21 protein-coding genes are annotated in these 22,005 nt (G+C 70.8%); 8 read left to right on the top strand and 13 right to left on the bottom strand.

Annotation, left to right across the window (positions count from 1 at the left end; genetic code table 11):
* Positions 1–12: 12 nt before the first annotated feature.
* On the bottom strand, positions 13–1,425 hold the full coding sequence (locus OG331_RS38130; RefSeq protein ID WP_406205193.1) for a GH39 family glycosyl hydrolase: 1,413 nt from the start codon (positions 1,423–1,425) through the stop codon (positions 13–15).
* Between the two features lie 177 nt (positions 1,426–1,602).
* Here OG331_RS38130 and OG331_RS38125 point away from each other — a divergent pair, with 177 nt between their 5' ends.
* Both OG331_RS38125 and OG331_RS38120 read left to right on the top strand, forming a co-directional pair.
* On the top strand, positions 1,603–2,697 hold the full coding sequence (locus OG331_RS38125) for a DUF5925 domain-containing protein (protein WP_406205190.1): 1,095 nt from the start codon (positions 1,603–1,605) through the stop codon (positions 2,695–2,697).
* A 23-nt stretch (positions 2,698–2,720) separates the two neighbouring features.
* Positions 2,721–3,491, top strand: coding sequence for a DUF72 domain-containing protein (locus tag OG331_RS38120; protein WP_406205187.1), 771 nt, complete (start codon positions 2,721–2,723; stop codon positions 3,489–3,491).
* A gap of 121 nt (positions 3,492–3,612) precedes the next feature.
* Here the strand turns inward: OG331_RS38120 and OG331_RS38115 are convergent, their stop codons facing one another.
* Entirely contained in the window at positions 3,613–3,981 is a 369-nt protein-coding gene (locus OG331_RS38115; RefSeq protein ID WP_406205184.1) for a GntR family transcriptional regulator, read from the bottom strand.
* A gap of 71 nt (positions 3,982–4,052) precedes the next feature.
* On the opposite strand from OG331_RS38115, the gene OG331_RS38110 reads away from it, so the two are divergent.
* Positions 4,053–4,982 carry a GNAT family N-acetyltransferase gene (locus OG331_RS38110; RefSeq protein WP_406205181.1) on the top strand — a complete coding sequence of 310 codons (930 nt, stop codon included), beginning with the start codon at positions 4,053–4,055 and terminating at the stop codon, positions 4,980–4,982.
* Positions 4,963–5,466, top strand: a complete 504-nt coding sequence (locus tag OG331_RS38105) for a DUF402 domain-containing protein (protein ID WP_406205178.1) — start codon at positions 4,963–4,965, stop codon at positions 5,464–5,466. The genes OG331_RS38110 and OG331_RS38105 overlap by 20 nt, the downstream gene beginning before the upstream one ends.
* Here the strand turns inward: OG331_RS38105 and OG331_RS38100 are convergent.
* The gene (locus tag OG331_RS38100; protein ID WP_406210570.1) at positions 5,463–6,074 is read right to left on the bottom strand and encodes a class I SAM-dependent methyltransferase; all 612 of its coding nucleotides are present in this window, start codon (positions 6,072–6,074) and stop codon (positions 5,463–5,465) included. The two genes, OG331_RS38105 and OG331_RS38100, sit on opposite strands and share 4 nt — an antisense overlap.
* Before the next feature lie 150 nt (positions 6,075–6,224).
* Here OG331_RS38100 and OG331_RS38095 point away from each other — a divergent pair, with 150 nt between their 5' ends.
* A complete protein-coding gene (locus OG331_RS38095) occupies positions 6,225–6,362 on the top strand; it encodes a hypothetical protein (RefSeq protein WP_406205175.1) in 138 nt (45 codons plus the stop codon).
* A gap of 27 nt (positions 6,363–6,389) precedes the next feature.
* Here OG331_RS38095 and OG331_RS38090 read toward each other — a convergent pair whose 3' ends face one another.
* A complete protein-coding gene (locus OG331_RS38090) occupies positions 6,390–6,851 on the bottom strand; it encodes a GNAT family N-acetyltransferase (RefSeq protein ID WP_406205172.1) in 462 nt (153 codons plus the stop codon).
* A 141-nt stretch (positions 6,852–6,992) separates the two neighbouring features.
* On the opposite strand from OG331_RS38090, the gene OG331_RS38085 reads away from it, so the two are divergent.
* Positions 6,993–8,036, top strand: a complete 1,044-nt coding sequence (locus tag OG331_RS38085; RefSeq protein WP_406205169.1) for a lytic polysaccharide monooxygenase — start codon at positions 6,993–6,995, stop codon at positions 8,034–8,036.
* 72 nt (positions 8,037–8,108) lie between these two features.
* On the opposite strand, the gene OG331_RS38080 is transcribed toward OG331_RS38085, so the two are convergent.
* The gene (locus OG331_RS38080; protein ID WP_406205166.1) at positions 8,109–8,978 is read right to left on the bottom strand and encodes an esterase/lipase family protein; all 870 of its coding nucleotides are present in this window, start codon (positions 8,976–8,978) and stop codon (positions 8,109–8,111) included.
* A 173-nt stretch (positions 8,979–9,151) separates the two neighbouring features.
* Complete coding sequence (locus OG331_RS38075) at positions 9,152–9,598, bottom strand: MarR family winged helix-turn-helix transcriptional regulator (RefSeq protein WP_406205163.1); 447 nt, start codon at positions 9,596–9,598, stop codon at positions 9,152–9,154.
* A 97-nt stretch (positions 9,599–9,695) separates the two neighbouring features.
* Between OG331_RS38075 and OG331_RS38070 the strand changes: the two genes are divergently transcribed.
* Positions 9,696–10,070: a cupin domain-containing protein gene (locus tag OG331_RS38070; protein WP_391408366.1), complete on the top strand. Its 375-nt coding sequence runs from the start codon at positions 9,696–9,698 to the stop codon at positions 10,068–10,070.
* Positions 10,071–10,087: 17 nt separating this feature from the next.
* Here the strand turns inward: OG331_RS38070 and OG331_RS38065 are convergent, their stop codons facing one another.
* Both OG331_RS38065 and OG331_RS38060 read right to left on the bottom strand, forming a co-directional pair.
* The gene (locus OG331_RS38065; protein WP_406205160.1) at positions 10,088–11,062 is read right to left on the bottom strand and encodes a DNA polymerase thumb domain-containing protein; all 975 of its coding nucleotides are present in this window, start codon (positions 11,060–11,062) and stop codon (positions 10,088–10,090) included.
* Positions 11,059–14,511 (bottom strand): DNA polymerase III subunit alpha, encoded by a 3,453-nt coding sequence (locus tag OG331_RS38060; protein WP_406205157.1) that lies wholly within the window; start codon positions 14,509–14,511, stop codon positions 11,059–11,061. Before OG331_RS38060 ends, OG331_RS38065 begins: the two co-directional genes overlap by 4 nt.
* Before the next feature lie 156 nt (positions 14,512–14,667).
* Between OG331_RS38060 and OG331_RS38055 the strand changes: the two genes are divergently transcribed.
* On the top strand, positions 14,668–15,708 hold the full coding sequence (locus OG331_RS38055) for an ABC transporter permease (RefSeq protein WP_406205154.1): 1,041 nt from the start codon (positions 14,668–14,670) through the stop codon (positions 15,706–15,708).
* Positions 15,709–16,009: 301 nt separating this feature from the next.
* On the opposite strand, the gene OG331_RS38050 is transcribed toward OG331_RS38055, so the two are convergent.
* The 5 genes from OG331_RS38050 to OG331_RS38030 form a co-directional block, all read right to left on the bottom strand.
* On the bottom strand, positions 16,010–17,092 hold the full coding sequence (locus OG331_RS38050; RefSeq protein ID WP_406205151.1) for a S1 family peptidase: 1,083 nt from the start codon (positions 17,090–17,092) through the stop codon (positions 16,010–16,012).
* 276 nt (positions 17,093–17,368) lie between these two features.
* Positions 17,369–18,256, bottom strand: a complete 888-nt coding sequence (locus tag OG331_RS38045; protein WP_406210567.1) for a slipin family protein — start codon at positions 18,254–18,256, stop codon at positions 17,369–17,371.
* A gap of 155 nt (positions 18,257–18,411) precedes the next feature.
* Positions 18,412–19,317: a S1 family peptidase gene (locus OG331_RS38040; protein ID WP_406205149.1), complete on the bottom strand. Its 906-nt coding sequence runs from the start codon at positions 19,315–19,317 to the stop codon at positions 18,412–18,414.
* A gap of 230 nt (positions 19,318–19,547) precedes the next feature.
* Positions 19,548–20,330 carry a DUF1684 domain-containing protein gene (locus OG331_RS38035; RefSeq protein ID WP_406205146.1) on the bottom strand — a complete coding sequence of 261 codons (783 nt, stop codon included), beginning with the start codon at positions 20,328–20,330 and terminating at the stop codon, positions 19,548–19,550.
* A gap of 79 nt (positions 20,331–20,409) precedes the next feature.
* Entirely contained in the window at positions 20,410–21,690 is a 1,281-nt protein-coding gene (locus tag OG331_RS38030; RefSeq protein WP_406205144.1) for a DUF5685 family protein, read from the bottom strand.
* Between the last annotated feature and the right edge of the window lie 315 nt (positions 21,691–22,005).

The raw sequence follows: 22,005 nt of genomic DNA, 5'->3' as shown, positions 1-22,005 counted from the left end.
CGGTCAAGTGGCTCAGCGCTTGAGCCACTTGACCTCGTAGGCCTGGAGCTCGACCTTCTCGCCGTCGATCTCCGCGCCGGTCTGCCGGTCGAGGGTGTTCACGACGAGGACCGCCTTGTCCGTGGCCAGGACCCGCACATCGGGCTTGTCCACGGACACCTCCTTGTACTCGGTGCCCGGCCGGAACTCCTTGCCGAAGCGGGCGACCAGGTCGTACATGGGCAGCTTCTCGCCACCGCCCGCTGTGTCGGTCGGCGTCCACAGGCAGCCGGCACATTCGGTGCCGCGCTCCTCCTGCGGGTTCCAGTAGAAGGCGGAGGAGGCGCCGCCCTTGGCCAGCGCGATCATCCCGGTGGCCTGTACGGCGACCCGGCGGGCCTCGGACCAGCCCTTGCGGTCGTCGTTGCCGTCGGCGGGCTCGACGTAGTACTCGGCCCACCACAGCGGCAGATCGCCGGTCTGCCGGCGCACCCACCGGCTCACGGCCGTGAACTTGTCGGTGGCCGTGAACTCGTCGGGCAGCAGCTCGTCGTCCCGGGTGTAGCTGGAGCCGTCCACGACGACGAAGTCGGCGCCGGTCTTGTGCCGGTTCCAGTACGCGAAGGCGTCGATCGTGCGCTGGTCCATGGCGCCCCAGGAGCCCTTCAGCTGCGTCGAGGCCTCCTCCGCGCGCGGGTCGACGCTGTCCATCACGAGGTACGGCCCGCCGACCATGATGTCGGGGTTGACCTTCTTCAGCGCCTTGTGGACCAGGTTGTAGAGCCGGGTGTAGCCCTCGTAGTCCCAGCGGGCCTCTGCGTCGTTCCAGAAGCCCTTGAACTCGTTCCACACGATGAAGTGGCGTACGTCCGGATAGCGCTTGGCGACGGTCACGGCGAGCGCGGCGAAGTCCTCGAAGTGCTCGGGCTCGGGCGGCGTCTCCAGGGCGGACTGGCTCCAGTTCGTGTTGTCGACACCGGCCTTGCCGCCCTTCATCCAGTCGGGGGCGCAGCACAGGGTGACGACGGGGGTGCTGCCGGAGGCGCGGATGAAGTCGATGCGGCGGTCCATCGCCTCGAAGTCGTAACGCCCCTCGACCGGCTCGGGATTGTCGGAGCCCCAGCCCATGATGTGCTGGATCTGCGGCAGTCCCCCGGCGTCCGCGAGCCGTCCCTCGACGCGCTTGACGGCGGCGGATTCGCCCTCGTCGGCGCTGTACTGGGTGTGCGTGAACCCCCAGCCCACCTCCGGGTTCGTGGCGTCCGGCGTGGCGGTCGGGTTGCCGTGCACCTTGTCGCCGTCGCGTGAGGTGCCGTCGGTGTTCACACCGTTGCCCGGGAGCGTGTTGAGGAGCGTCACCACCAGTGCCAGAGCCGCCGCGCCCACCCCGAGCAGCGCGGTAAGCCGCCACCGCCCTGCCCCCGAATTCCACCCATGACGTCCCATCAAGGACAACGGTAACGGCGGCGGCATCCGCGCGGGCAGGTTTCGGCGTGCACGGTCCTGTAACAGGGCGGAGGGGATGCACCGGGAGCGTCGGCACGGGTGGCGGGCATCGTCCGTTGGCGGGGTGAGGCGCGGAAACCGGGTGCACGGGCCCGCCACGTGACGGATCATGGCCGCATGTCTGCGAACCCACACGACGCTCTGCCGATCCGGCTCAACGTCGACGACAGCGACTCGCCGTCCGACGTCGTCGACGCGCTGTTCCTCGGCCGCTTCGCGACGGGCGAGCAGCCGTACTCGCACGCGGCGAACATCGACCGCGTGCGGTCCGGGGTGACGCTCCTGCCTCCGGGCGCCCGTGTGCTGCGCACCGCCCGCGACGACGACCGCAGCGCGACGCTGGCGGAGGGCGACGGCTGGACCGTGCTGATCTCCCGCTGGAACCGGGGCGCCGACGTCACCGTGACGGCGACCAGCGAGGAACTGGCGGAGCGCGTCCTGGGCGAGGCGACGGACGGCGCGGCGGACGAGCCCGAACCGCAGCCGGAGAACGTCACCATGGGCTTCTGGTACGTCTCCCCCAGGCGCGGCCCGCACCGCACGACCCGGCAGATCTCGGCGGGCACATGGGACGAGGTGCGGGCCAACTACACCGCGCCGGTGGCGGACGCGATGGACCGCCTGATGAAGACGACCCCGGAGGACATCGCCGGCCGGCTGCTCCTGCTGCACGGCCCGCCGGGCACGGGCAAGACGTCGGCGCTGCGGACGCTGGCCCGCTCCTGGCGGGACTGGTGCCAGGTCGACTGCGTCCTCGACCCGGAGCGGCTGTTCAGCGACGTCGGCTATCTGATGGACATCGCGATCGGCGAGGACGACTCGACCGGCAAGGGCCGCTGGCGGCTGCTGCTCCTGGAGGACTGCGACGAGCTGATCCGCGGCGAGGCGAAGCACACGGCGGGCCAGGCGCTGTCGCGGCTGCTGAACCTGACGGACGGCCTGCTGGGCCAGGGCCGAAACGTCCTGGTCGGTGTCACCACCAACGAGGACCTGGAGCGCCTCCACCCCGCCGTCGTCCGCCCCGGGCGCTGTCTCGCCCGCATCGAGGTGGGTCCGCTGACGCGTGGTGAGGCGACCACCTGGCTGGGCACGGAGGAGGGCGTCGGCCGTGAGGGCGCCACGCTGGCGGAGCTGTACGCGCTGAAGCGGGGCACGTCCCCGACGTCGCTACCGGACCCGCGGGACGGGGCGGACGCGGGGCTGTACCTCTAGCTTTCCGGTGCTTTGATGGTCGTATGACCCTGTTCGTCGGGACGTCGGGGTGGCAGTACCGGGACTGGCGGGGTGCCCTCTACCCCGTCGATGTGCCCATGCGGCTGTGGCTGGAGGAGTACACGCGGCACTTCGCCACGGTGGAGATCAACAACGCCTTCTACCGGCTGCCCACGCGGGAGAACTTCGAGGCCTGGCGTGACCGGGTGCCGGGGGACTTCGTGGTCGCGGTGAAGGCGAGCCGCTACCTCACCCACATCAAGCGCCTCAAGGATCCCGAGGAGCCGGTCCGCCGCCTGATGTCCCACGCGGCCGGCCTGGGCGACCGCCTGGGACCGGTCCTCCTCCAACTCCCGCCGACCCTGCGCGCCGACCCCGATCTCCTCGACGCCTGCCTGGCCTGCTTCCCGCCCGGGACCCGGATCGCGGTCGAGCCCCGCCACGAGTCCTGGTGGGTGGCCGGCACCCGCACGGTGCTGGAGTCCCGGGGTGCCGCCCTGTGCTGGGCCGACGTGCGGGCCCGCCCGGTCACGCCCCTGTGGCGTACCGCCGACTGGGGCTACGTCCGCTTCCACGAGGGCCGCGCCCACCCCTGGCCCCGCTACGGCCGGCGCTCCCTGGAGACCTGGGTCGACCGCATCGCGACCACCTGGTCCGAAGCCGAGGACATGTACGCGTACTTCAACAACGACCCCGGCGGGGCGGCGGTGGCGGACGCGGTGGCCTTCGGGCGCGCGGCGACGCGGGCGGGGCTGTCGGTGACGCGAACGCCGGAGTTCGCGGCACGGCGCTGACCAAGGTGCCCGGAAGGGGCGCGGGGCGGTGTTCGATCTGCGGCTCCGCCGCGTGGGCGCGACCAGTCACGACGGCGCCGCAGCCGACCACCCACCCCACTCGGCGCTTCCGGCGGAGCGCTCAGCCCCTGTAGGCCGCCCGCAGGGCATCCTGCACCGCGGCCAGCGCATCCGCCTCCGTCAGCCCCAGCCGACGAGCACGCTCGACGTACGTCTGGGCGGCCGACGCGAGCTCCCGTTCCGCCGCGGAGCCCGCCGCGGCCACGAACGTGCCGTTGCGCCCCCGCGTCTCGATCACCCCGTCGCTCTCCAGCGCGCGGTAGGCCTTGGCGACCGTGTTGGCCGCCAGGCCGAGGGACTCCGCCAGCCCCCGCACGGTCGGCAGCCGGTACCCCACCGGCAGCACCCCCGAGTGCGCCAGCTCCGAGATCTGCGCCCGCACCTGCTCGTACGGCGCGGCACTGTCGTCGATGTGGATCTTCAATGTCACAGGCCGATTGTCCCGTACCCGCCGGAAAATGAGAGGCACCCCGGCACATCGCCCGCGTAGCGTGCGGCCCCATGACCGTCTCCGTCCGCGATCTGCGTCCCGAAGTCCGAGCCGATGTCGAGGGATTCGTCGGTGTCTGGCACCGCGCTCTCCCGTATCTCGTGGTCACCCCGGAGGCCGTCGTCCACGGCGCCACCCGTGCCCACCCCGACGCCCATGCCCGGCCTCTCCTCGCCGAGGAGAACGGCGAGATCATCGGTACGGCCCAGGTCGGCATCGCCCACGACAGTCCGGAGCCCGGGCAGGGCTTCGTCAACGTGTATGTGCACCCGGAGCGCACGCGCCGCGGCGCCGGCGCGCTCCTGCTGCGCACCGCCGAGGAACACCTGGCCGCCGTGGGCGCGACCACCCTGTTCGCCTGGGTGCTCGACGAGCCGGACAACCGCGTCTTCGCCGAACGGCACGGCTATCGCGCGAGCCGCTGCGCGCACTTCCTGCGCCTCGACCTGGCGAACGGCACGCTGCCCCCGCTCCAGGCGCTCCCACCGGGTGTCGAACTGCGCACGGCCGCCGACTTCGCGGACGACCCGCGCCCGCTGTTCGAACTGGACGCGGAGACGACGCTGGACGAACCCGGTGACGTCGACACCGAGTTCACGGACTACGAGGCCTGGCTGGAGGAGACCTGGCGGCACCCGCTGAACAGCCACGAGCTGACCTCGGTGGTCCTCGTCGACGGCCGCCCCGCCGCCTTCAGCGCCGCCCGCACGGACGGCGCCACCCGCTACGGCACCACCATGACCGGCAGCGCCCGCGCCTTCCGCGGCCGCGGCCTGGCCAAGCTCGCCAAGAACGACTCGCTGCATCGCGCCCGCGCCGCCGGGTACACGGAGGCGTTCACGGGCAACGACGCCGGCAACGGCCCGATGCTCGCGATCAACAAGTGGTTCGGCTACGAGGTCTGCGCGACGGAGGTGCGCCATGTCCGTGAACTCGGCTGAGCAGGGACGCCCGCTGGATGTGGTCCTCGTCAAGGGAGGCCGTACGAAGATCCGTTACGAGGCCGAGCTGGTCGCCGACGACGGCACCCGCATCGCCGTCCGGGCCCCCTGGTCCGGCGCCGGGGTCCGCGACTTCGGCTTCGTCCGCTTCGAGCCGGGCGACGTCTTCACGGAGTACTACTGGCGCGACCGCTGGTACGCCGTGAAGGAGGTCCGGGACTCCTCGGGTGGCCTCAAGGGCTGGTACTGCGACATCACCCGCCCGGCCGCGCTGTCCGGCACCGAGCTGGTCGTCGAGGACCTCGACCTGGACCTGTGGCGCTCCGCGGACGGCACGGACGTACGCCGCCTGGACGAGGACGAGTTCGCCGAGAGCGGTCTGGCGGAGACCGACCCCGAGGCGGCCGCTGCGGCCGTCGCGGCCCTGGACGAGCTGGAGGCGTTCGCCACCGTCGAGGGCGGTCTGGAGTCCCTGCTGGCCTAGGCCGTCGCCACCACGGCGTACCGCTCGTCGTCCACGGCCTTTCCCCACAGCAGTTCGTCGTCCGACAGACGCTCCACGCGCACGTGCCCGACGAGCGGGGCGAGCAGACCGGTGAGGCGGTCCGCCGCCAGGCCTACGCCGTCGGTCCCCCACACGCCCTCGACCAGCACGAACCGTCCTCCCGGGCGCAGCAGCCCGCGCCAGTGCCGCAGGACCCGGCCCGGGTCGGGCAGCGCCCACAGGAGGTGCCGTACGAGCACGACGTCGAACCGCTCCTCCCCCACCGGCGGCGCCGCGGCGTCACCGACGAGGAACACCGCGTCACGCCCGGCCAGCTTGGCGCGGGCCAGGTCCACCATCACCGGGGACCGGTCCACCCCCGTGACCCGGTGTCCCTGTTCGGCGGCGAGGAGCGACAGGCTGCCGGTGCCGCAGCCGAGGTCGACGACGTCGGACGCACGCTCGGGCAGCCAGGAACCCAGCCGGGAGGCCCAGGCCCGGCGCACTTCGGGGTCGCGCAGGCCGTGGTCGGGCTCATCGTCGAAGGAGGCGGCTGCCGCGTCCCAGTCCACGGCCTGCCCTGTGATGGCCTGTTCACCGTTCGTCATGTCGGTCATACGGCCAAGAGTGACACCCGCCACTGACAGTCGAAATCGTGACAGCGGCCACTGACAGGACCAGCGGCGATGAGGAAGTCTCCCCGGAAGGGTCTACCTCCGTATGAACAAGGAACTCGGTAGCCCCTGAAGGAGGCAGCCATGCGCCGTGTGACCGTGCAGAAGCCCCTGAAGAGGACGACGGATGCCCGCCGGGTCCATGAGGAGGCGGACGAGCGCCCCTCGGGACGACCCGAGGTCCGCAAGGACATAGCGCGCACCTGGTGGCCGGACGGCTGAAACGCCCCGCCGGCCCCCTCAGACACGTCAGTCGAGCCGCTTGCGGTAGTGGATGCGGTCGTACGGCCCGTCCACTCGACGCTCGACGAGCTCGTAGCCGTACTTCGGGTAGATCTTCTGGTTCTCCCGCATCAACGCGTGCGTGTAGAGCCTGACCTCGGGCAGACCCAGCGCACGCGCGTGTGCGTCCACGAAGTGCAGCAGCCGTCGTCCCACGCCCTGCCCCTGGGCGTCGGGGTGGACGGCGATGTTGTCGAGGTACAGGTGATCCTCGTACGCCTCGACCACGACGAGCCCGACCACGCGCCCCGTGCCGGGCTCCTCCGCGACGAACACCTTCCCCTCGGCCACGTTGGCCGCGTGGTCCCGCTCCATGGGCTGCGGGACCCTGCCGATCCGCTCGATGTAGTGGTGGTAGGCGGCGTCGGTGACGGCTCTGACGGCGGGCACGTCGGCGGTGACGGCGGGCCGGATCCCCTCATCTGTCATGCCAGGAACGGTACCTACCTGATCTCCGCCTGAGCACTCCCTTAAGGCGACCCTAAAGATCGCCGCGAACCCCCTGCGCCAGGCGTTTTCGCGGTTTCTTGGATCCGGCACCCGTCAGTTCCGCTTCCGAGGAGATCCCCCATGCCCGCACGCCGCAAGGCCGCCACCGTCGCCGCCCTGGGCCTGACCCCGCTCGCCCTCACCGCCCTCGCCACCGCGCCCGCGTCGGCGCACGGCTCGATGGGCGACCCGGTCAGCCGGGTCTCGCAGTGTTACGCGGAGGGCCCGGAGAGCCCGAAGTCCGACGCGTGCAAGGCTGCGGTCGCGGCGGGCGGTACGCAGGCCCTCTACGACTGGAACGGCATACGCATCGGCAACGCGGACGGCCGGCACCAGGAGCTGATTCCGGACGGCAAGCTGTGCAGCGCGAACAGCGAGGCGTTCAAGGGCCTCGACCTGGCCCGCGCCGACTGGCCGGCGACGAGCGTGAGCAGCGGGTCGTACACGTTCAAGTACCGCGTGACCGCGCCGCACAAGGGCACCTTCAAGGTCTACATCACGAAGCAGGGGTACGACCCGTCGAAGCCGTTGGCCTGGGACGACCTGGACCTGGCGAACCCGGTGGCGACGTCCACCGACCCGGCGGCCTCGGGCGGCTTCTACACCTTCTCCGGCACCCTGCCGCAGCGCTCCGGAAAGCAGCTGCTGTACGCGGTCTGGCAGCGCTCGGACAGCCCGGAGGCGTTCTACTCCTGCTCGGACGTCAGCTTCGGCGGGGCGAGCGGGGGCGGTTCGGGCAGCGGCAGCGGTGAGAGCAGCACCGACAACTCGGGCGGCGGCAGTGACAGCACCGGCGGTGAGGCCACCGCGCCCGCGCCGAGCGCCTCCGCGCCCTCCGAGGACCAGATCGAGGACGGTGCCGACAAGTCGACGATCGAGCACAACGGCCACGGTGACCAGGACGCCAGTACGTCGGCGGAGCCGGCCGCGGCGGCCGCGCAGGAGCAGTCCGCCCCGGCCAACCAGCCGAAGGCCGCCGGTGCCACCGAGAACCTCGCCGAGACCGGCGGGGACAGCAGCACGGCGTATCTCGCGATGGGCGGCGCGGCGACCCTCGCACTCGGCTCGGCGGTCCTGTTCGCGTCGGTGCGCCGCCGCGCGGCCGGCGCTCGCCACGGGCGCTGACCCGCGGCTCCACCGCCCCACAACTCCGGGGCCTGACCGGCGGCTCAGGCCGGTCAGGCCCCGGCGGCGTGCTCAGCCGATCACGGACGCACAGGTGGTGGGCGTGGCACGGGCCGGGTCGAGCGCGTTGACCACCTCGTGGAAGGCGATCCGGTCGGTCAGCCCCAGGAGCGCGTGCTCGGACAGGTCGACCGCGCACTTGTCCTGGATCAGGACGTTCTTCACGTCGGGGCCGTTCAGGAACTGAGTCCGGTACGGCGTGACCACCTCGTCGTACTTGGTGGCGATGACCGTGTAGCGGACGCCGGGGACGGTGTCGCCGCCCTCGTTGAGCTTGGTCATGAACGCGGATCCGGCCATCTGCTGGGCCAGGGCGGGAGTGGCGGTGCTGAGCAGGTCCTCCGCGCCCGGGAAGTACGGCAGTAGGTTGGCGAGGCCTCCGAGGGTGGTGCCGTGGTTGTTGGGCGCGATGCCGACGAGGGCGTTCACCTTGCCGGCACCGCCGAGGAACTTGACGTAGTAGCGGGGCATCATGCCGCCCTGCGAGTGGCCGACGAGGTCGGCCTCGGCGGCGCCGGTGGCGGCGAGCACCTTGTCGACATGGGCGGACAGCTGCTCCGCCGACTTCTCGATGGGGCCGAGGGCGTGGAAGAACGGCACGCCGGGCAGTTGGCCGTAGTCGAGGGAGAAGACGCAGTACCCGCGGTTCTTCAGGTAGGGCGCCAGGCCCAGCCAGTTGTCCACGGAGTTCGCGAAGGTGCCGTGCACGAGGACGACGGGGCGGGGATGGGCGGCGGAGGGCTTGCAGGAGTAGTCGTTCCAGCCACTGTGCGTGGTCGCCGCCGCTTCGGCCGCCTGGGCCGTGGTGGCGGGGACGACGGCGACCGCGGCGGTCAGCAGCAGCGCGGCCAGGGGTCTGAGCACTCGTTTCCAGGGCAGCATCGTGTGATCTCCTTGCGGCTCAAGGGAGTTGCGACGGCCTTACGCCCGGTGATCCGGATCACGAGGATGCTGTTCACCCGTCAAGTTACGGGCGAGTAGTAGACGTGTGAAGTTACGCGTCAGTAAAAACTTCCAGTGATAACCAGTGGCCGGTTACATCCACTGATGAACCATCACCAAGTGGGCCTGATGGGGCCATGGGGTGCGATGCGCACCAACTGCCGCAACAGCGCCTGCACTTCGCTCTCGCCGAGCACACCCACCCACGCCCGGACGGCATCCGCGGCCGCCTCCTCGGCCGCACGGGTGCAGGCCCACCCCCGCTCGGTCAGCACGACCAGCCGGGCGCGCGCGTCATCGGGATGCGGCCGGCGCTCGGCGTACCCCTTGCGCACGATCTCGTCGACGAGCTGACTCGCCGCCTGCTTGGTCACACCGAGGTGGGCGGCGAGGTCGGTGGCCGTCGCACCGTCCGGGGCGAGCCGCGCGAACGCGAATCCGTGCGCGGGCCGCAGCCCCTCGAAGCCCCGGGCCACCACGCCGTCATTGATGCGTTGCGTGAGCTCACCGGCGACGGCGAGCAGGGCGGCGGACAGGGCCATGGCTTCGGAGTTCTGCACGCAGGCATTGAAACACCCTTGACGTATTGGTCAAGCGGCTTGACCATAGACAGATATGGTCAAGCCGCTTGACCACCTACACCCAGGAGGCACACCGATGCCCGTGATCCGCGCGTCCGAAGCCGTCACCCACGAAATCCACGGCGCCCGTTTCGTCTCGTACGCCACCCCCGGCACCGGCAGCAAAGAACTGTGCGCCTGGCGCGGCGAGATCCCGGCCGGGACCAAGGCACCCGCGCACACCGTCAACCGGGAGGAGATCCTCCACCTGCTCGACGGAGAGCTGCTGATCACGCTCGACGACCGCACGGACCGGATCGCGGCGGGCGACACCCTGATCATCAACCCGGGTGCGACGCTGACCGTCGAGAACCCGACCGAGCGGACCGCCGTCACCTGGGTCACCACCTCCATCGGCCTGACGGCGGAGCTGGCCGACGGCACCCGCATCACGCCGCCCTGGGCCAACTGACCTCCGCATGAGGGGAGTCAGGCGGCCAGCGACCCCGGCATCACCGCATGCGGCCCGAACTTCGCTCGCGCGCGGTCCGCGACCTCCTCGATGCGGCGGGCCTTCTCGTCGAGCGGGTCGAAGGTGAGCTGGTAGGAGGCCTGCTCGGCGGGGTCGAGGCCCTCGGCACGCAGGGCGAGGGCGCGGACGCGGGCGCGCTGGAGGCCGAGAGCCTCGTACATGTCGTAGGCCGCCCTGGTCAGCGCCGGCGAGTGGGCCGTCGGCTCCTTCAGCGTACGGCTGCGGGTTGTCGACGAGCGGTCGGCGTAGCGGACGGTGAGGGTCAGGGTGCGGCAGACCTTGTCCAGGGTGCGCAGCCGGGAGCCCAGTTCCTCGGCGGCCGAGAGCAGGGCACGGCGGTGCCGGTCGGGGTCCAGCTCGTCGCGGGTGAAGGGGCGTTCGGTGGCCAGCGAGCGCGACACGGCGTTCGGCACCACCCGGCCCCGGTCTATTCCGCGCGCCTTTTCGCGCAGCTCGCGGCCTGCCTTCGCGCCGATCAGGCGCTGGAGCGTGGACAGGGGTGCGGCGGCGACCAGGCCGAGGGTGTCGAGGCCGTACTCGCACAGGGTGCGGGCGCTCGCGGCGCCGACGCCGGGCAGCGCGGCGACGGGCTTGTCGGCGAGGAACCGCGCGATGGCATCCGGCTCCTCGGGAACGGCGCACGTCACCCCGGGCCGGGCGTCCCCCAGTGCCACGCGGGCCAGCATCGGGCCCGGCCCGGCGCCGATCACGCAGTCGACCCCGTGGTGGGCGAGGGCGCGCACCCGGATCACCGACGCCAACTCGACGGCGTCGCGCCCGAAGTACCGCTCGGCGCCCCGCAGATCGGCCAGTGCCCCGTCCGGTGGCAGCGCCTGAACGACCGGCGTGAAGTCCTCCAGCAGTCCGAGCAGCCCGGGCAGGGCCGCCTCGCCCGCCGGCGGCAGCTGGAAACGTACGCAGAGGATGGTCATCCCGCACTCCCCGGACTCTGGTGCCACAACTTCCTTACCTGTGAAGGCTCTTGACCCGCAGGTCGCAGATCGGCCCACGGGTGCATCTCGTATCCGGTCGGCATCTGGATGCGCCGGCCGTGCGTCGGATCGTCTCCGTCCCCCTCCGCCATGGGCTCCGCCAGCCGCGCCGCCACCACGTCCAGGCCGCCCTCGGCGCGCAGCTCGACCAGCTCGGCGAGGTTCCAGGCGGCGGAGCCCACCACACTCAGACTGCGCGGACCGCGCCGCTGCACCACCCCGCGCACCAGCAGCAGCCAGGAGTGGAAGACGGTGTGGGCACACGCGTCGTGCGAGTCGTCGAAGAAGGCGAGGTCCACCAGCCCCGTCCCGTCGTCCAGCGTGCTGAAGATGACCCGCTTGCCGGACCGGATCGGCGGCGTCTGGGTGGCCGCCTTGGCACCCGCGACCAGCACCGTCTCGCCGTGCCGGGCATCGCGCAGCCGCCGCGCCGAGACGACACCCAGCTCGTCGAGGAACGCCCGGTGGTCGTCCATCAGATTGCGCGAGGCGTCCATCGACAGCACACCCAGTTCGGCGCTGAGCCGCTCCGACGAGCTGAGGTCGGGCAGCCCCGCCGCGGCCGTCTTCCGCCCGCCGGCCAGCGGGAGCTGTCCCCCGCCGCCACCCCGGGCGCCCCGGTGCAGCTCGGTCAGATGCAGTTGCAGATCACGCCGGTTGGCCCCGAAGGCGTCCAACGCGCCCACCTGCGCGAGCCGCCCAGCGAGCGGCCGGCTCGGCCGCCCCCGCTCCCAGAAGTCGAGCAGCGAGGCATACGGCTGCCCCTGCGCGATCCGTGCCGCCTCGGCCTCGCTGATGCCATGCACGTCGGAGAGCGCGAGCCGCAGTCCCCAAGTCTCCTCACCCTTCCCAGATTCAGACACCAGTTCGATCCTGTGTGCGACCCCCGACACATTCACGTCCAACGGCAGGATCGGCACCCCACGCCGCCGCGCGTCCGCCAGCAGCAGCCGCTTCGGATACATCCCGGGGTCATGGGTGAGCAGCCCCGCATAGAAAGCGGCGGGATGATGGGCCTTCAGCCAGGCCGACTGATAGGTCGGCACGGCGAAGGCGACGGCGTGCGCCTTGCAGAAGCCGTACGACCCGAAGGCCTCGACGATCTCCCAGGTCCGCCGGATGGTCTCCGCGTCATACCCCTTGGCCGCCGCGTGCTGTGCGAACCACACCCGGATCCGCCCCTGCGACTCCGGATCGGACAGCCCGCGCCGCACCCGGTCCGCCTCGTCCCGCCCGCACCCGGTCATGATGTGCACGATGTCGATGATCTGCTCATGGAAGACGACGACCCCGTACGTCTCCCGCAGCGGCTCCTCCAGATCCGGATGCGGATATCGCATCGGCGCCCGCCCGTGCCGCGCCTCGATGAACGGCCGCACCATGTCGGCGGCGACCGGCCCGGGCCGGAAGAGCGAGATGTCGACGACAAGATCGTGGAAGGTGGCCGGCTGAAGCCGCCCGACCAGGTCCCGCTGCCCCGGCGACTCGATCTGGAAGCAGCCCAGCGTCTCGGCGGACCGGATCAGCTGATACGTCGCCGGATCGCCGTCCCCCCGCTCGAAGTCGAGCGCGTCCAGATCGACCCGCTCCCCCGTGACCCGCTTCACCTCCGCGACCGCGTGCGCCATCGCCGACTGCATCCGCACGCCCAGCACGTCGAGCTTGAGCAGCCCCAGGTCCTCGACGTCCTCCTTGTCGAACTGCGACATGGGGAAGCCCTCGCCGCTGGTCGGCATGACGGGCGTACGGGAGAGCAAGGAGGCGTCGGACAGAAGCACCCCGCACGGATGCATGGCGATGCCGCGCGGAAGGGCGTCCAGTCCCTCCACCAGTTCCCACAACCTGCCGTACCTGTCCCGCTCCCCCGCCAGTTGCCTGAGCTCGGGCAGTTCCTCCAGCGCCGCCCGGGCATCGCGCGCCCGGATGTGTGGGAAGGACTTGGCGATACGGTCGATGTCGGCGGGGTCCATGGACAGGGCGGCACCCACATCCCGGATCGCATGCCGCACCCGATAGGTCTCCGGCATCGACACGGTGGCGACCCGCTCGGTCCCGAACCGGTCGATGATCGCGCGGTAGACCTCCAGCCGGCGCGCGGACTCCACGTCGATGTCGATGTCGGGCAGCACCAGCCGGCGCTTGGACAGGAAGCGCTCCATCAACAGCCCGTGCTCCACGGGATCGGCGTGCGCGATGCCGAGCAGATGATTGACGAGCGACCCCGCACCGGAGCCACGCGCGGCCACCCGGATCCCCATCTTCCGTACGTCATCGACGACTTGGGCGACCGTCAGGAAATAAGAAGCGAACCCGTGGTGGGCGATGATGTCCAGCTCCTGGTGCATCCGCTCCCAGTACGCCCGCCGCCCGTCATAACCGCGCAGCACCATGCCCGCCGCCGCCCGCGAGGAAAGCGCCCGCTGGGCGGTGCGCTGCCCGGCGCCGACGAGATACGGCTCGGGAAAGTGGACGCTGCCGATCCCGAGGTCGTCCTCGGGATCGACGAGACACTCGGAAGCGGTCGCCCGGGTCTGCTCCAGCAGCCGGTGCGCGGTATCGCGCCGGAAGCCCGCGGCCTCGACGACCCGCTCGGCAACCTTCGCCATCTCCCCCGCACCCTTGAGCCAGGCTTCGCCGGAGTCCAGCTCCTTGGTGGAGTCGATGGGCACGAGCCGCCGCGCGGCGTCCAGCACATCGGCGACCGGCCCCAGACCGGAATCCGCGTACCGGACGGCATTGCTCAGCACCGGCCGCACCCGCTGCTCGGCGGCGAAGCCGACGGTCCGGGCGGCCAGCCGCAACGACCCCGGACCGGTGCCCTTGCGCCCGTGCCAGACGGCCTCCAGCCGCAGGGAGTCGCCGTAGACCTCCCGCCAGGGCCCGAGCAGCCTGGCCGCCCGATCGGGACGACCGGCGGCGAGCGCGCGCCCGACATCGGAGTCGGACCCGAGCAGAACGATCAGACCGTCCCCCCGGTTGTCCTCCCGGGGCAGCATCGGCGGCCCCTCCCCGCCATGCGCAGCCGAAACGATCCGGCACAGATCACCCCACCCACGGGCCCCGTCCCGGGCAAGAAAGGTGACACGAGGCGTCGAGTCGTCGACAAAGGCACCGCCCCGCACCGGAACCCGGCGCCGCCGCCCCGCGGACTCGCCCGCCTCCGAGAGCCCGAAGTCCTCCACGGCCAGCTCCACGCCGAACAACGGACGCACGCCGGCCTTCGCACAGGCCTTGGCGAATCGAACAGCGCCCCCGAGCGTGTCGCGATCGGTGAGAGCCAGGGCGTCCATCCCCCGCTCGGAGGCACGCTCGGCCAGCCGCTCCGGGTGCGAGGCCCCGTACCTCAGGGAGAACCCGGAGACGGTGTGCAGATGCGTGAACCCTGGCACACGCACCTCCCGCACTCATGAGCCGCTCGAACATCAGTTCCCAACTCTCCCACCCCCACCATAGACCATTTCCGGACCGTTTCTCGAACACTCGTGCGACATCCGTTCGGCCGCCTCCCACCTGCACAAACGCCTGACCACCAGGACCGTGGGGGCATGACGCAGACCCCGGGCGCCGACACTCCCCGCAGCCCCTTCCTCGCCGAAGTGAAGGACGCCGTCACCCCGCGGGCCACGATGCTCGTGACCGGCGCCGTCGGTCTCGCTCTGCTCTTCATCGCCTCCTACGTGGGGGCGCTGCACGACCCGAAACCCAAGAACGTCCCACTGGGAGTCGTGGCACCCGGGGTCGCCGCCCAACAGACGGTGGACCGGCTGGAGAACCTGCCCGACGACCCCCTGGACCCGCGCACGGTGGCCGATGCGGCGACGGCCAGGAAGCAGATCCTGAACCGCGAAATCGACGGCGCCCTGCTGGTCGACCCGAACAGCACCACCGACACCCTCCTGGTCGCCACCGGAGGCGGAAGGGTGCTGGCCGCCACCCTGGAGTCCCTGGTCGCCACCCTGGAGAGATCCGAGGCACGCACCCTGCGCACCATCGACGTGGCCCCGGCCGACCGGCACGACGCCAACGGGCTCACGTCCTTCTACGCGACCGTGGGCTGGTGCGTGGGCGGCTACCTCTGCGCGTCGATCATGACGATCAGCTCGGGCGCCGGCCGCCCCACCCCGAGACGCTCGGTGATCCGCCTCATCGTCATGGCCCTCGTGGCGATCGCCGCCGGCCTGGGCGGCGCCCTGATCATCGGCCCCATCCTGGGCGCACTGCCGGGCAGCCTCGCCGCCCTCTGGGGCGTGGGCGCCCTGATCACCTTCGCGGTGGGCGCGACCACCCTCGCCTTCCAGGCCATCTTCGGCATGGCCGGCATCGGCCTGGTCATCCTGATCGTGGTGATCCTGGGCAACCCGAGCGCAGGCGGCGCCCTCCCCCTCCCACTGCTCCCACCGTTCTGGAAAGACATCGGCCCGGCCCTGCCCCCCGGCGCAGGCACGTGGGCCACCCGCTCGATCGCCTATTTCAAGGGCAACGACACCACCGCTTCCCTGCTGGTCCTCTCGGCATGGGCAGCAGCAGGAGCGGCGATCACGCTCTTGGCGGCGAAACTACGAACAGCCGGCACCAGAAGGCCGTAGAAACACAGGGGCGAACGCACCGCACCCGCGTACGGCGGCAAGGGGACGTGCCGGGGGGTGTCCGCCCGCAGCGGCGGGCGTCAAGAAACAGCACCTCTAGAGGTAGGTCCACCGCCCGACCGAGGACGGACACCCCCCGGCACGGCCCCGCCCCACAACGAACCCGCAGGCGCCACGCGAACCCCCACCGAACCCGCACAGGCCGCCGCAGGCACCCGGCGCCCAACCACCCCGCACGCACCACACGACGAAGAGTCCCGCCCCCACAAGAGGGACGGGACTCCACAAAAGCGACGAACCGTCAGCCGATCTCAGTACCCGTGGCCGACAGCGCCTCAGTCACCGGCTGGAAGAACGTCTCCCCACCGGAGGTGCAGTCACCACTGCCTCCGGAGGTGAGCCCGATCGCCTTGTCGCCGGAGAACAGCGAGCCGCCACTGTCACCGGGCTCGGCGCAGACGTCGGTCTGGATCAGCCCGTTGACGATGTCACCGTTGCCGTAGTTCACGGTGGCGTCCAGCCCGGTGACCTTGCCGTCGTGCACCTGGGTGGTCGACCCGCTGCGGGTGACCTCCATGCCGACGGTGGCCTCGGCGGCACCACTGATGGCCTGCGTGGAGCCGTTGTAGAGGTTGACCTCGCTCGGGTGGTCGACCTCGGCGGTGTACTTCACCAGACCGTAGTCGTTGTCCGGGAAGCTGGACGTCTCGTTGCTGCCGATCGCGTTGCCGTCCGCGTCCGACCAGTCCGTGATGCCCTCGGTGCAGTGCCCGGCGGTCAGGAAGAACGGCTCGCCGCCCTTGACGACGTTGAAGCCGAGCGAGCAACGGCCACTGCCACCGGTGATGGCGTCACCACCGGCGATGAAGGGCTTGAACTCCCCCTTCGACCGCTTGAGTTCGACCGTGGCACCCAGCCCGTCGACGACCTTGCCGAGCTTGGTCCACTCGGCCTTGGAGACCGTGCGGTCGGCGGTGACGACGACCTTGTTGGTGGCCGGGTCCGTCACCCAGGCGGTGCCGGGAATGGTCGCGTCCTGCTTGAGCGTCGTACGGGCGCTCTTCAGCTCGGCGAGCGAGTTCTCGACGACTCTGGCCTTGGCACCGGCGGCCTCGACGGCGTCGGCGGCGACCTCGTCGAGGACGTTCACGACAAGGCTCTTGGTCTGCGCATCGTAGTAGGTACCGGCGGCGTCGGCGCCGAGGTCCTTGGCGAGCGTCGATGCGAGCTTTCCGGCCGCGCCGACCGAAAGGGTCTTCGGCGCGGACGCGTCAGGCGACTCACTCGCGTTCGCACTCTGCAAGGTCACTCCCGCGGCAACCAGTGCGGCGATGCCCGCACCTGCCACGGCTGCACGCCGCTTGGGTATGCGTCGGTGCTTCAACTTACGTCCTCCTGTGGGGGGTCGGCCCGAGAGGTTGTGGGGACCTCACGAACCGGAAGGCGTACGGCTACGGAGGCGACTCACAACAAAAGCCACGCCCGTGCCGGTTGAACAACGCTCACTATTCCTAGGCCCACAGGGAGCGCACAAGGTCGACTTCAGGACGCGCGTAGAACACGGTTGCACGCCCCCGCCACCTTGACCGTGCACAGTCACGCGGGGCCTATTCGCACAGCAAACACTGCAAGCGAGGGAACCATACGCAGCGCGTAAGGTCTACTCCTGTCTCGAAATCGACCTTTCGGGGTCCGAGTCCAAGCGTGGTTCGAGAGGCGGAAGTTCCTCCTGCACGGCCCGCGGCCCGACGGACGGCGCCCGCTGCGCACCGGCGGCCTCCCCAGACACCTGCGTCCCCTTCTCCAGAAACCGCAACAACTCCACCGGAATCGGAAGAACCAGCGTGGAGTTCTTCTCGGCTGCCACCGCCATCACCGTCTGCAGCAACCGAAGCTGAAGGGCCGCAGGCGCATCGGCCATCTGATGTGCCGCCTCCGCCAGCTTCTTGGAGGCCTGGAGCTCCGCGTCGGCGTTGATCACCCGCGCCCGCCGCTCCCGGTCGGCCTCCGCCTGCCGGGCCATCGACCGCTTCATGGTCTCGGGCAGCGACACATCCTTGATGTCCACCCGGTCGATCGTCACGCCCCACTCCACCGCCGGGCTGTCGATCATCAACTCCAGCCCCTGGTTGAGCTTTTCGCGGTTGGACAGCAGATCGTCCAGCTCGCTCTTGCCGATGATCGACCGCAGCGACGTCTGCGCCATCTGCGAGACCGCGAACCGGTAGTCCTCCACCCGTACGACCGCCTCGGCCGGCGCGGTCACCTTGAAGTAGACGACGGCGTCGACCCGCACGGTCACGTTGTCCCGCGTGATGCCCTCCTGCGCGGGCACGGGCATCGTCACGATCTGCATGTTCACCTTGCGCAGCTTGTCGACGCCCGGAACGATCAACGTGAAGCCGGGCCCACGCACTTGGGGCCTGAGCTTCCCGAGGCGGAAGACCACGCCCCGTTCGTACTGCTTGACGACCCGCGCGGCCGCCGCCACATAGACCACACCGGCGGACGCGAGCGTCACTCCCGCCGCCACCAGCTCCTCGACCATCACCGACCCCCAGGGTCCGACGTGGGCGCACTACAGGGGAGTACTGCCTGCACATCGACGGTAACCCCGGCACGCGAACAAGGGCGAGCCCCCGCACGGCAGTTGCGTGCGGGGGCTCACATGCTGCTGGCTGCTGCTCAGGCCGAACCGAGGTGTCAGTAGACGCTGACGCCGTACGCGCTGAGGGCCTCGGTCACCGGCTGGAAGAAGGTCGTGCCGCCGGAGCTGCAGTTGCCGCTGCCGCCGGAGGTCAGACCGTACGCGGTGCCGTTGCTGCCGTAGAGCGAACCGCCGGAGTCGCCGGGCTCGGCGCAGACGGTGGTCTGGATCAGACCGGAGACGATGTCGCCGCCGCCGTAGTTGACGGTCGCGTTCAGGGCGGTGACCCGGCCGCTGTGCGTACCGGTGGTGGAGCCGTCACGGATGACGGTGGTGCCCACGCTGGGCGTGGCCGCGCGGGTGATGTCCACGCCGTTCGCGGTGCCGGGCCGGCTGACGGACCCGGAGTACCGCACGATGCCGTAGTCGTTGCCCGGGAAGCTTGAGCCGGCGGTCGAGCCGATGACCGTGGTGCGGCCGGAGTTGGAGTACCAGGTGCCCGCACCGTCGGTGCAGTGGCCGGCGGTCAGGAAGTACTGGTTGCCGCTGCTGTCCTGGACGTTGAAGCCGAGCGAGCAGCGCCAGCTACTCGCATAGATGGCGTCGCCGCCCTGGATGAACTTGCTGAACTTGCCGGCGGTGCGCTTGATCGTGAGCGCGTCGGCGTTGGTGCCGGCCTGCTCCTTGATCTTCGCTATCTCCGCCTGGGAGACCGTGGAGTCCACGGTCACCGTGACGCGGTTGGTCTTGCTGTCGACGGCCCAGGCGGTGCCCGGGATGTCGGCCTTCAGCACGGAGCCGCCGGCGCTCTTGAGCTGGGCGGCGCTGAAGGTGTCGGGGGTCTCCGCGGCGGTCGCGTTGGGGATCGCGATCGCGGCTGCGGCCACGAGGCCGGTGGATACGGCGATCAGCCGGGTCCGTCTCGTAATGCCACTGCGGGGGGTGGTGCGCTTGATCCTCACGTTTCGTTCCCTCCAAGGGAAGTCGGGGGCCCGCGTGGGGTCGGGGCCCGTGAGGCGCAGTCAAAAGGCCAGGATGTCCGGATTCCGAACATGCCGTGCCCCTGACAAGCGCTGAGGGGGAGTATTCGGCCGAACGGTGGGTAGCCGCAAGAGCGCCTTTCGGCCGTCAATCTTTGAACGATCTGTGCGAGTTGACCGTCCCTGTCCCGGTCAGCCCACCTCTCGGCACCTCAGCGCAGGGTGCGCTCCCCCGCCGGGATCGCGACTGCGAGGGTGTTCCCCGGTGGCGGGAAGGGGCACACGAAGTGGTCGACGAAGGCGCACGGCGGCAGCAGGGCGCGGTTGAAGTCGACCGTCGTCCGGCCGTCGGCGTCGGGCGCGGCGGGCCGCAGGAACCGGAAGCGGTAACTGCTGTCGCCGCTGGTCGCGTCGGCGAAGACGGCCCACAGCGAACCGTCGCCCTCGACGGTGACCTGAAGCGTGCGCTCCTGCCCGTCCAGGGCGAACGCCAGCTCCCCGCCGAGTCCGAGCCCGCGCCTGCGCCCGTCGACGTTGTCGACCCGCACGGTCCGGTCCTCGCCGTACGGCGTGAAGTGCCCCTGCGCCGACCAGCGCGGATCGTACGGCGTGGCCTCGATGCCCCGGAACGCCCGGCGCGCTTCGGAAGCGGGGTCGAAGTCGCGTACGCCCCACGCCCCGTCGCGCCTCAACACGACCAGCCTGCGCTCCCCGTACGCCACGCGCGCCCCGCTCGCGGGCCCCGAATCGGCCACCAGCCCGACCGCACCATCGAAAGGCCGCCCGTCCAAGGTCAGCCCGTCCGCCTCGGCCGCCGTGAGGACGACCTCGTCACCGTCGGCGGCCCACGCCCCGGGGATGTCCGGAAGTCGCCTCTCCGGATAGCCCTCCAGCCAGTGCGTCCCGGTCAGCGCGAGCGGCCCGTAGGGCGCCGAAACCGACGCGGCGCGCCGCTCGTGCCACTGCTGCCAGGCGTCGACCGAGTCCGGGGTCATGACGTCAACCCTTCCATACCGGGCCGAAATTTCCGATATCGGACTCCAGGAGCCCTTGGGCCGCAACAGGCCCGAGGGCCTAGCAGCCGTCGCAGGGGCAGCAGTCGCCGCAGTCACAGTCGCAGTCACGGCAGCAGCCCTCGCGCTTCTTACGGGACCACGGGCCCTCGTACTCCTTCGCACAGCACAGCTTGCAGGTGCAGCACAGCAGCCAGAACATCCCGCAGCCGGCCCAGAACCCACGCCGCCCACGGGGCTGAGGCGCCGGCCCGCCCCCGAACCCGCCGAAGTCACCGCCACCGCCACCACCGCCGGGCACTCCCCCGCCGCCGCCGTACGGATTCCCGCCCGTGTACGGGTTCTGGCCGCCGTACGGATTCTGCGGCGCCCCGTACGGCCCGGGCCCCTGCCCGTACCCCTGTCCCTGCCCATGGCCATGGCCATGGCCATGGCCATGCTGATGCGGCTGACCGTACGGCCCGGGTTGATGGGACGCGCAGGTCGGCACCGTGCCGAACGCCCGGTCCACCGAGCGCCGCAGCTCGTGCACGAGCAGCAGGTGCACGAGCTTGGCGTCGGAGAACTCGGCCTCGCGCAGCGCCAGCCGCACCCCGTGCACGGCGTCGTCGGCGAGCCGCCGGGCCTCGGCGAGCGAGGTCCCCGTGGCCGTCAGCGGGTTCCACGCACCGGCCGCGGCGTCGGCCGCCTGGTCCTCCACGGCGTCCAGGAGGTGCGCGAGCCGTCCGAAGAGGCGTCCGGCCTCGGCGAGCGGTTCGGCGTTGCCGGGCCGTCCGGCCAGGATCGCGGTGTGGGCGAAGGCGGCGGCGGTCGCCGTCTCGGTCGGTTCGGTGACCGCGAGGATCGGCGTCCCGGGCCCGGCGAGCGCCTCGATGCCGACCTGCCGGTCCACGGCGTCGACCAGTACGGCGGTGTCGAACCCGACGGCCGAGCCGCTGCGCGCGCCCGCCGCACCCCACCCGGTGGCCACCCGGCGAGCGGCGAGCGCCAGCGGCCTGCGGGCCAGCAGCCCGTCCCCGTCGGCCACATGGTCACGCACCTTGGCCGAGGCGAGCACCAGGGAGACGGCGGCGGCGAGCCGGGCACCCTCACCCTGTGCCACGGACGCGGTGCGCATGCCACGCAGCGGGCACGGTCCGGCCGTACGCCGCATTCCGCTGTCCATTTCGGCTTGAGCCTCCGTCAGAACGGAGATAAGGAGCCCGTCGTAGTTCGTCACGATCCGCGCGAACTGACCGTGGTCCCCACGCAACGAGAGGCACAACCCGCACAAATGCGCCATCCATTGACCGGTGAGCTGGTCTCCGAGCCGATGACGACAGGGCCTGACGATTCCGAACACGACGCTCCCCCGTGGTTCTTACGACGCTGCAACGACGCTGAGCTGCCGCATCGTACCGACCGTGGCACAGATCGCCATGGCCGATTCGTTCACCCGTACGCACCCGCGTCACCCATACGCCGTGAAGAATCATATTTCACTCACAGTCAGCAGCCGTACGTGGCATGCCCCTTGGGGGACACGGGCTCTCGACGTATTCGCTGTGCACCAGTACCGTCACAAACCCCCCGCGCGGCGTCTATCCACTTGGCGCGACGTCCGCATCATGGATGACCATAGGGATGCGGAATGTAAGAAGACCGCTGTGAGAGGAGG

It is taken from the genome of Streptomyces sp. NBC_01017 (assembly GCF_045162795.1).
Classification (GTDB): domain Bacteria; phylum Actinomycetota; class Actinomycetes; order Streptomycetales; family Streptomycetaceae; genus Streptomyces; species Streptomyces machairae.
The sequence above is the reverse complement of the archived record's forward strand: the minus strand, read 5'-3'. Positions and strand labels throughout refer to the sequence as shown.

Coding starts and splice junctions, on each gene's coding strand:
- OG331_RS38130 (WP_406205193.1), bottom strand. CDS start 1,425: ATGGGACGTCATGGGTGGAATTCGGGGGCAGGGCGGTGGCGGCTTACC.
- OG331_RS38125 (WP_406205190.1), top strand. CDS start 1,603: ATGTCTGCGAACCCACACGACGCTCTGCCGATCCGGCTCAACGTCGAC.
- OG331_RS38120 (WP_406205187.1), top strand. CDS start 2,721: ATGACCCTGTTCGTCGGGACGTCGGGGTGGCAGTACCGGGACTGGCGG.
- OG331_RS38110 (WP_406205181.1), top strand. CDS start 4,053: ATGACCGTCTCCGTCCGCGATCTGCGTCCCGAAGTCCGAGCCGATGTC.
- OG331_RS38105 (WP_406205178.1), top strand. CDS start 4,963: ATGTCCGTGAACTCGGCTGAGCAGGGACGCCCGCTGGATGTGGTCCTC.
- OG331_RS38100 (WP_406210570.1), bottom strand. CDS start 6,074: ATGACGAACGGTGAACAGGCCATCACAGGGCAGGCCGTGGACTGGGAC.
- OG331_RS38095 (WP_406205175.1), top strand. CDS start 6,225: ATGCGCCGTGTGACCGTGCAGAAGCCCCTGAAGAGGACGACGGATGCC.
- OG331_RS38090 (WP_406205172.1), bottom strand. CDS start 6,851: ATGACAGATGAGGGGATCCGGCCCGCCGTCACCGCCGACGTGCCCGCC.
- OG331_RS38085 (WP_406205169.1), top strand. CDS start 6,993: ATGCCCGCACGCCGCAAGGCCGCCACCGTCGCCGCCCTGGGCCTGACC.
- OG331_RS38080 (WP_406205166.1), bottom strand. CDS start 8,978: ATGCTGCCCTGGAAACGAGTGCTCAGACCCCTGGCCGCGCTGCTGCTG.
- OG331_RS38070 (WP_391408366.1), top strand. CDS start 9,696: ATGCCCGTGATCCGCGCGTCCGAAGCCGTCACCCACGAAATCCACGGC.
- OG331_RS38065 (WP_406205160.1), bottom strand. CDS start 11,062: ATGACCATCCTCTGCGTACGTTTCCAGCTGCCGCCGGCGGGCGAGGCG.
- OG331_RS38055 (WP_406205154.1), top strand. CDS start 14,668: ATGACGCAGACCCCGGGCGCCGACACTCCCCGCAGCCCCTTCCTCGCC.
- OG331_RS38045 (WP_406210567.1), bottom strand. CDS start 18,256: ATGGTCGAGGAGCTGGTGGCGGCGGGAGTGACGCTCGCGTCCGCCGGT.
- OG331_RS38035 (WP_406205146.1), bottom strand. CDS start 20,330: ATGACCCCGGACTCGGTCGACGCCTGGCAGCAGTGGCACGAGCGGCGC.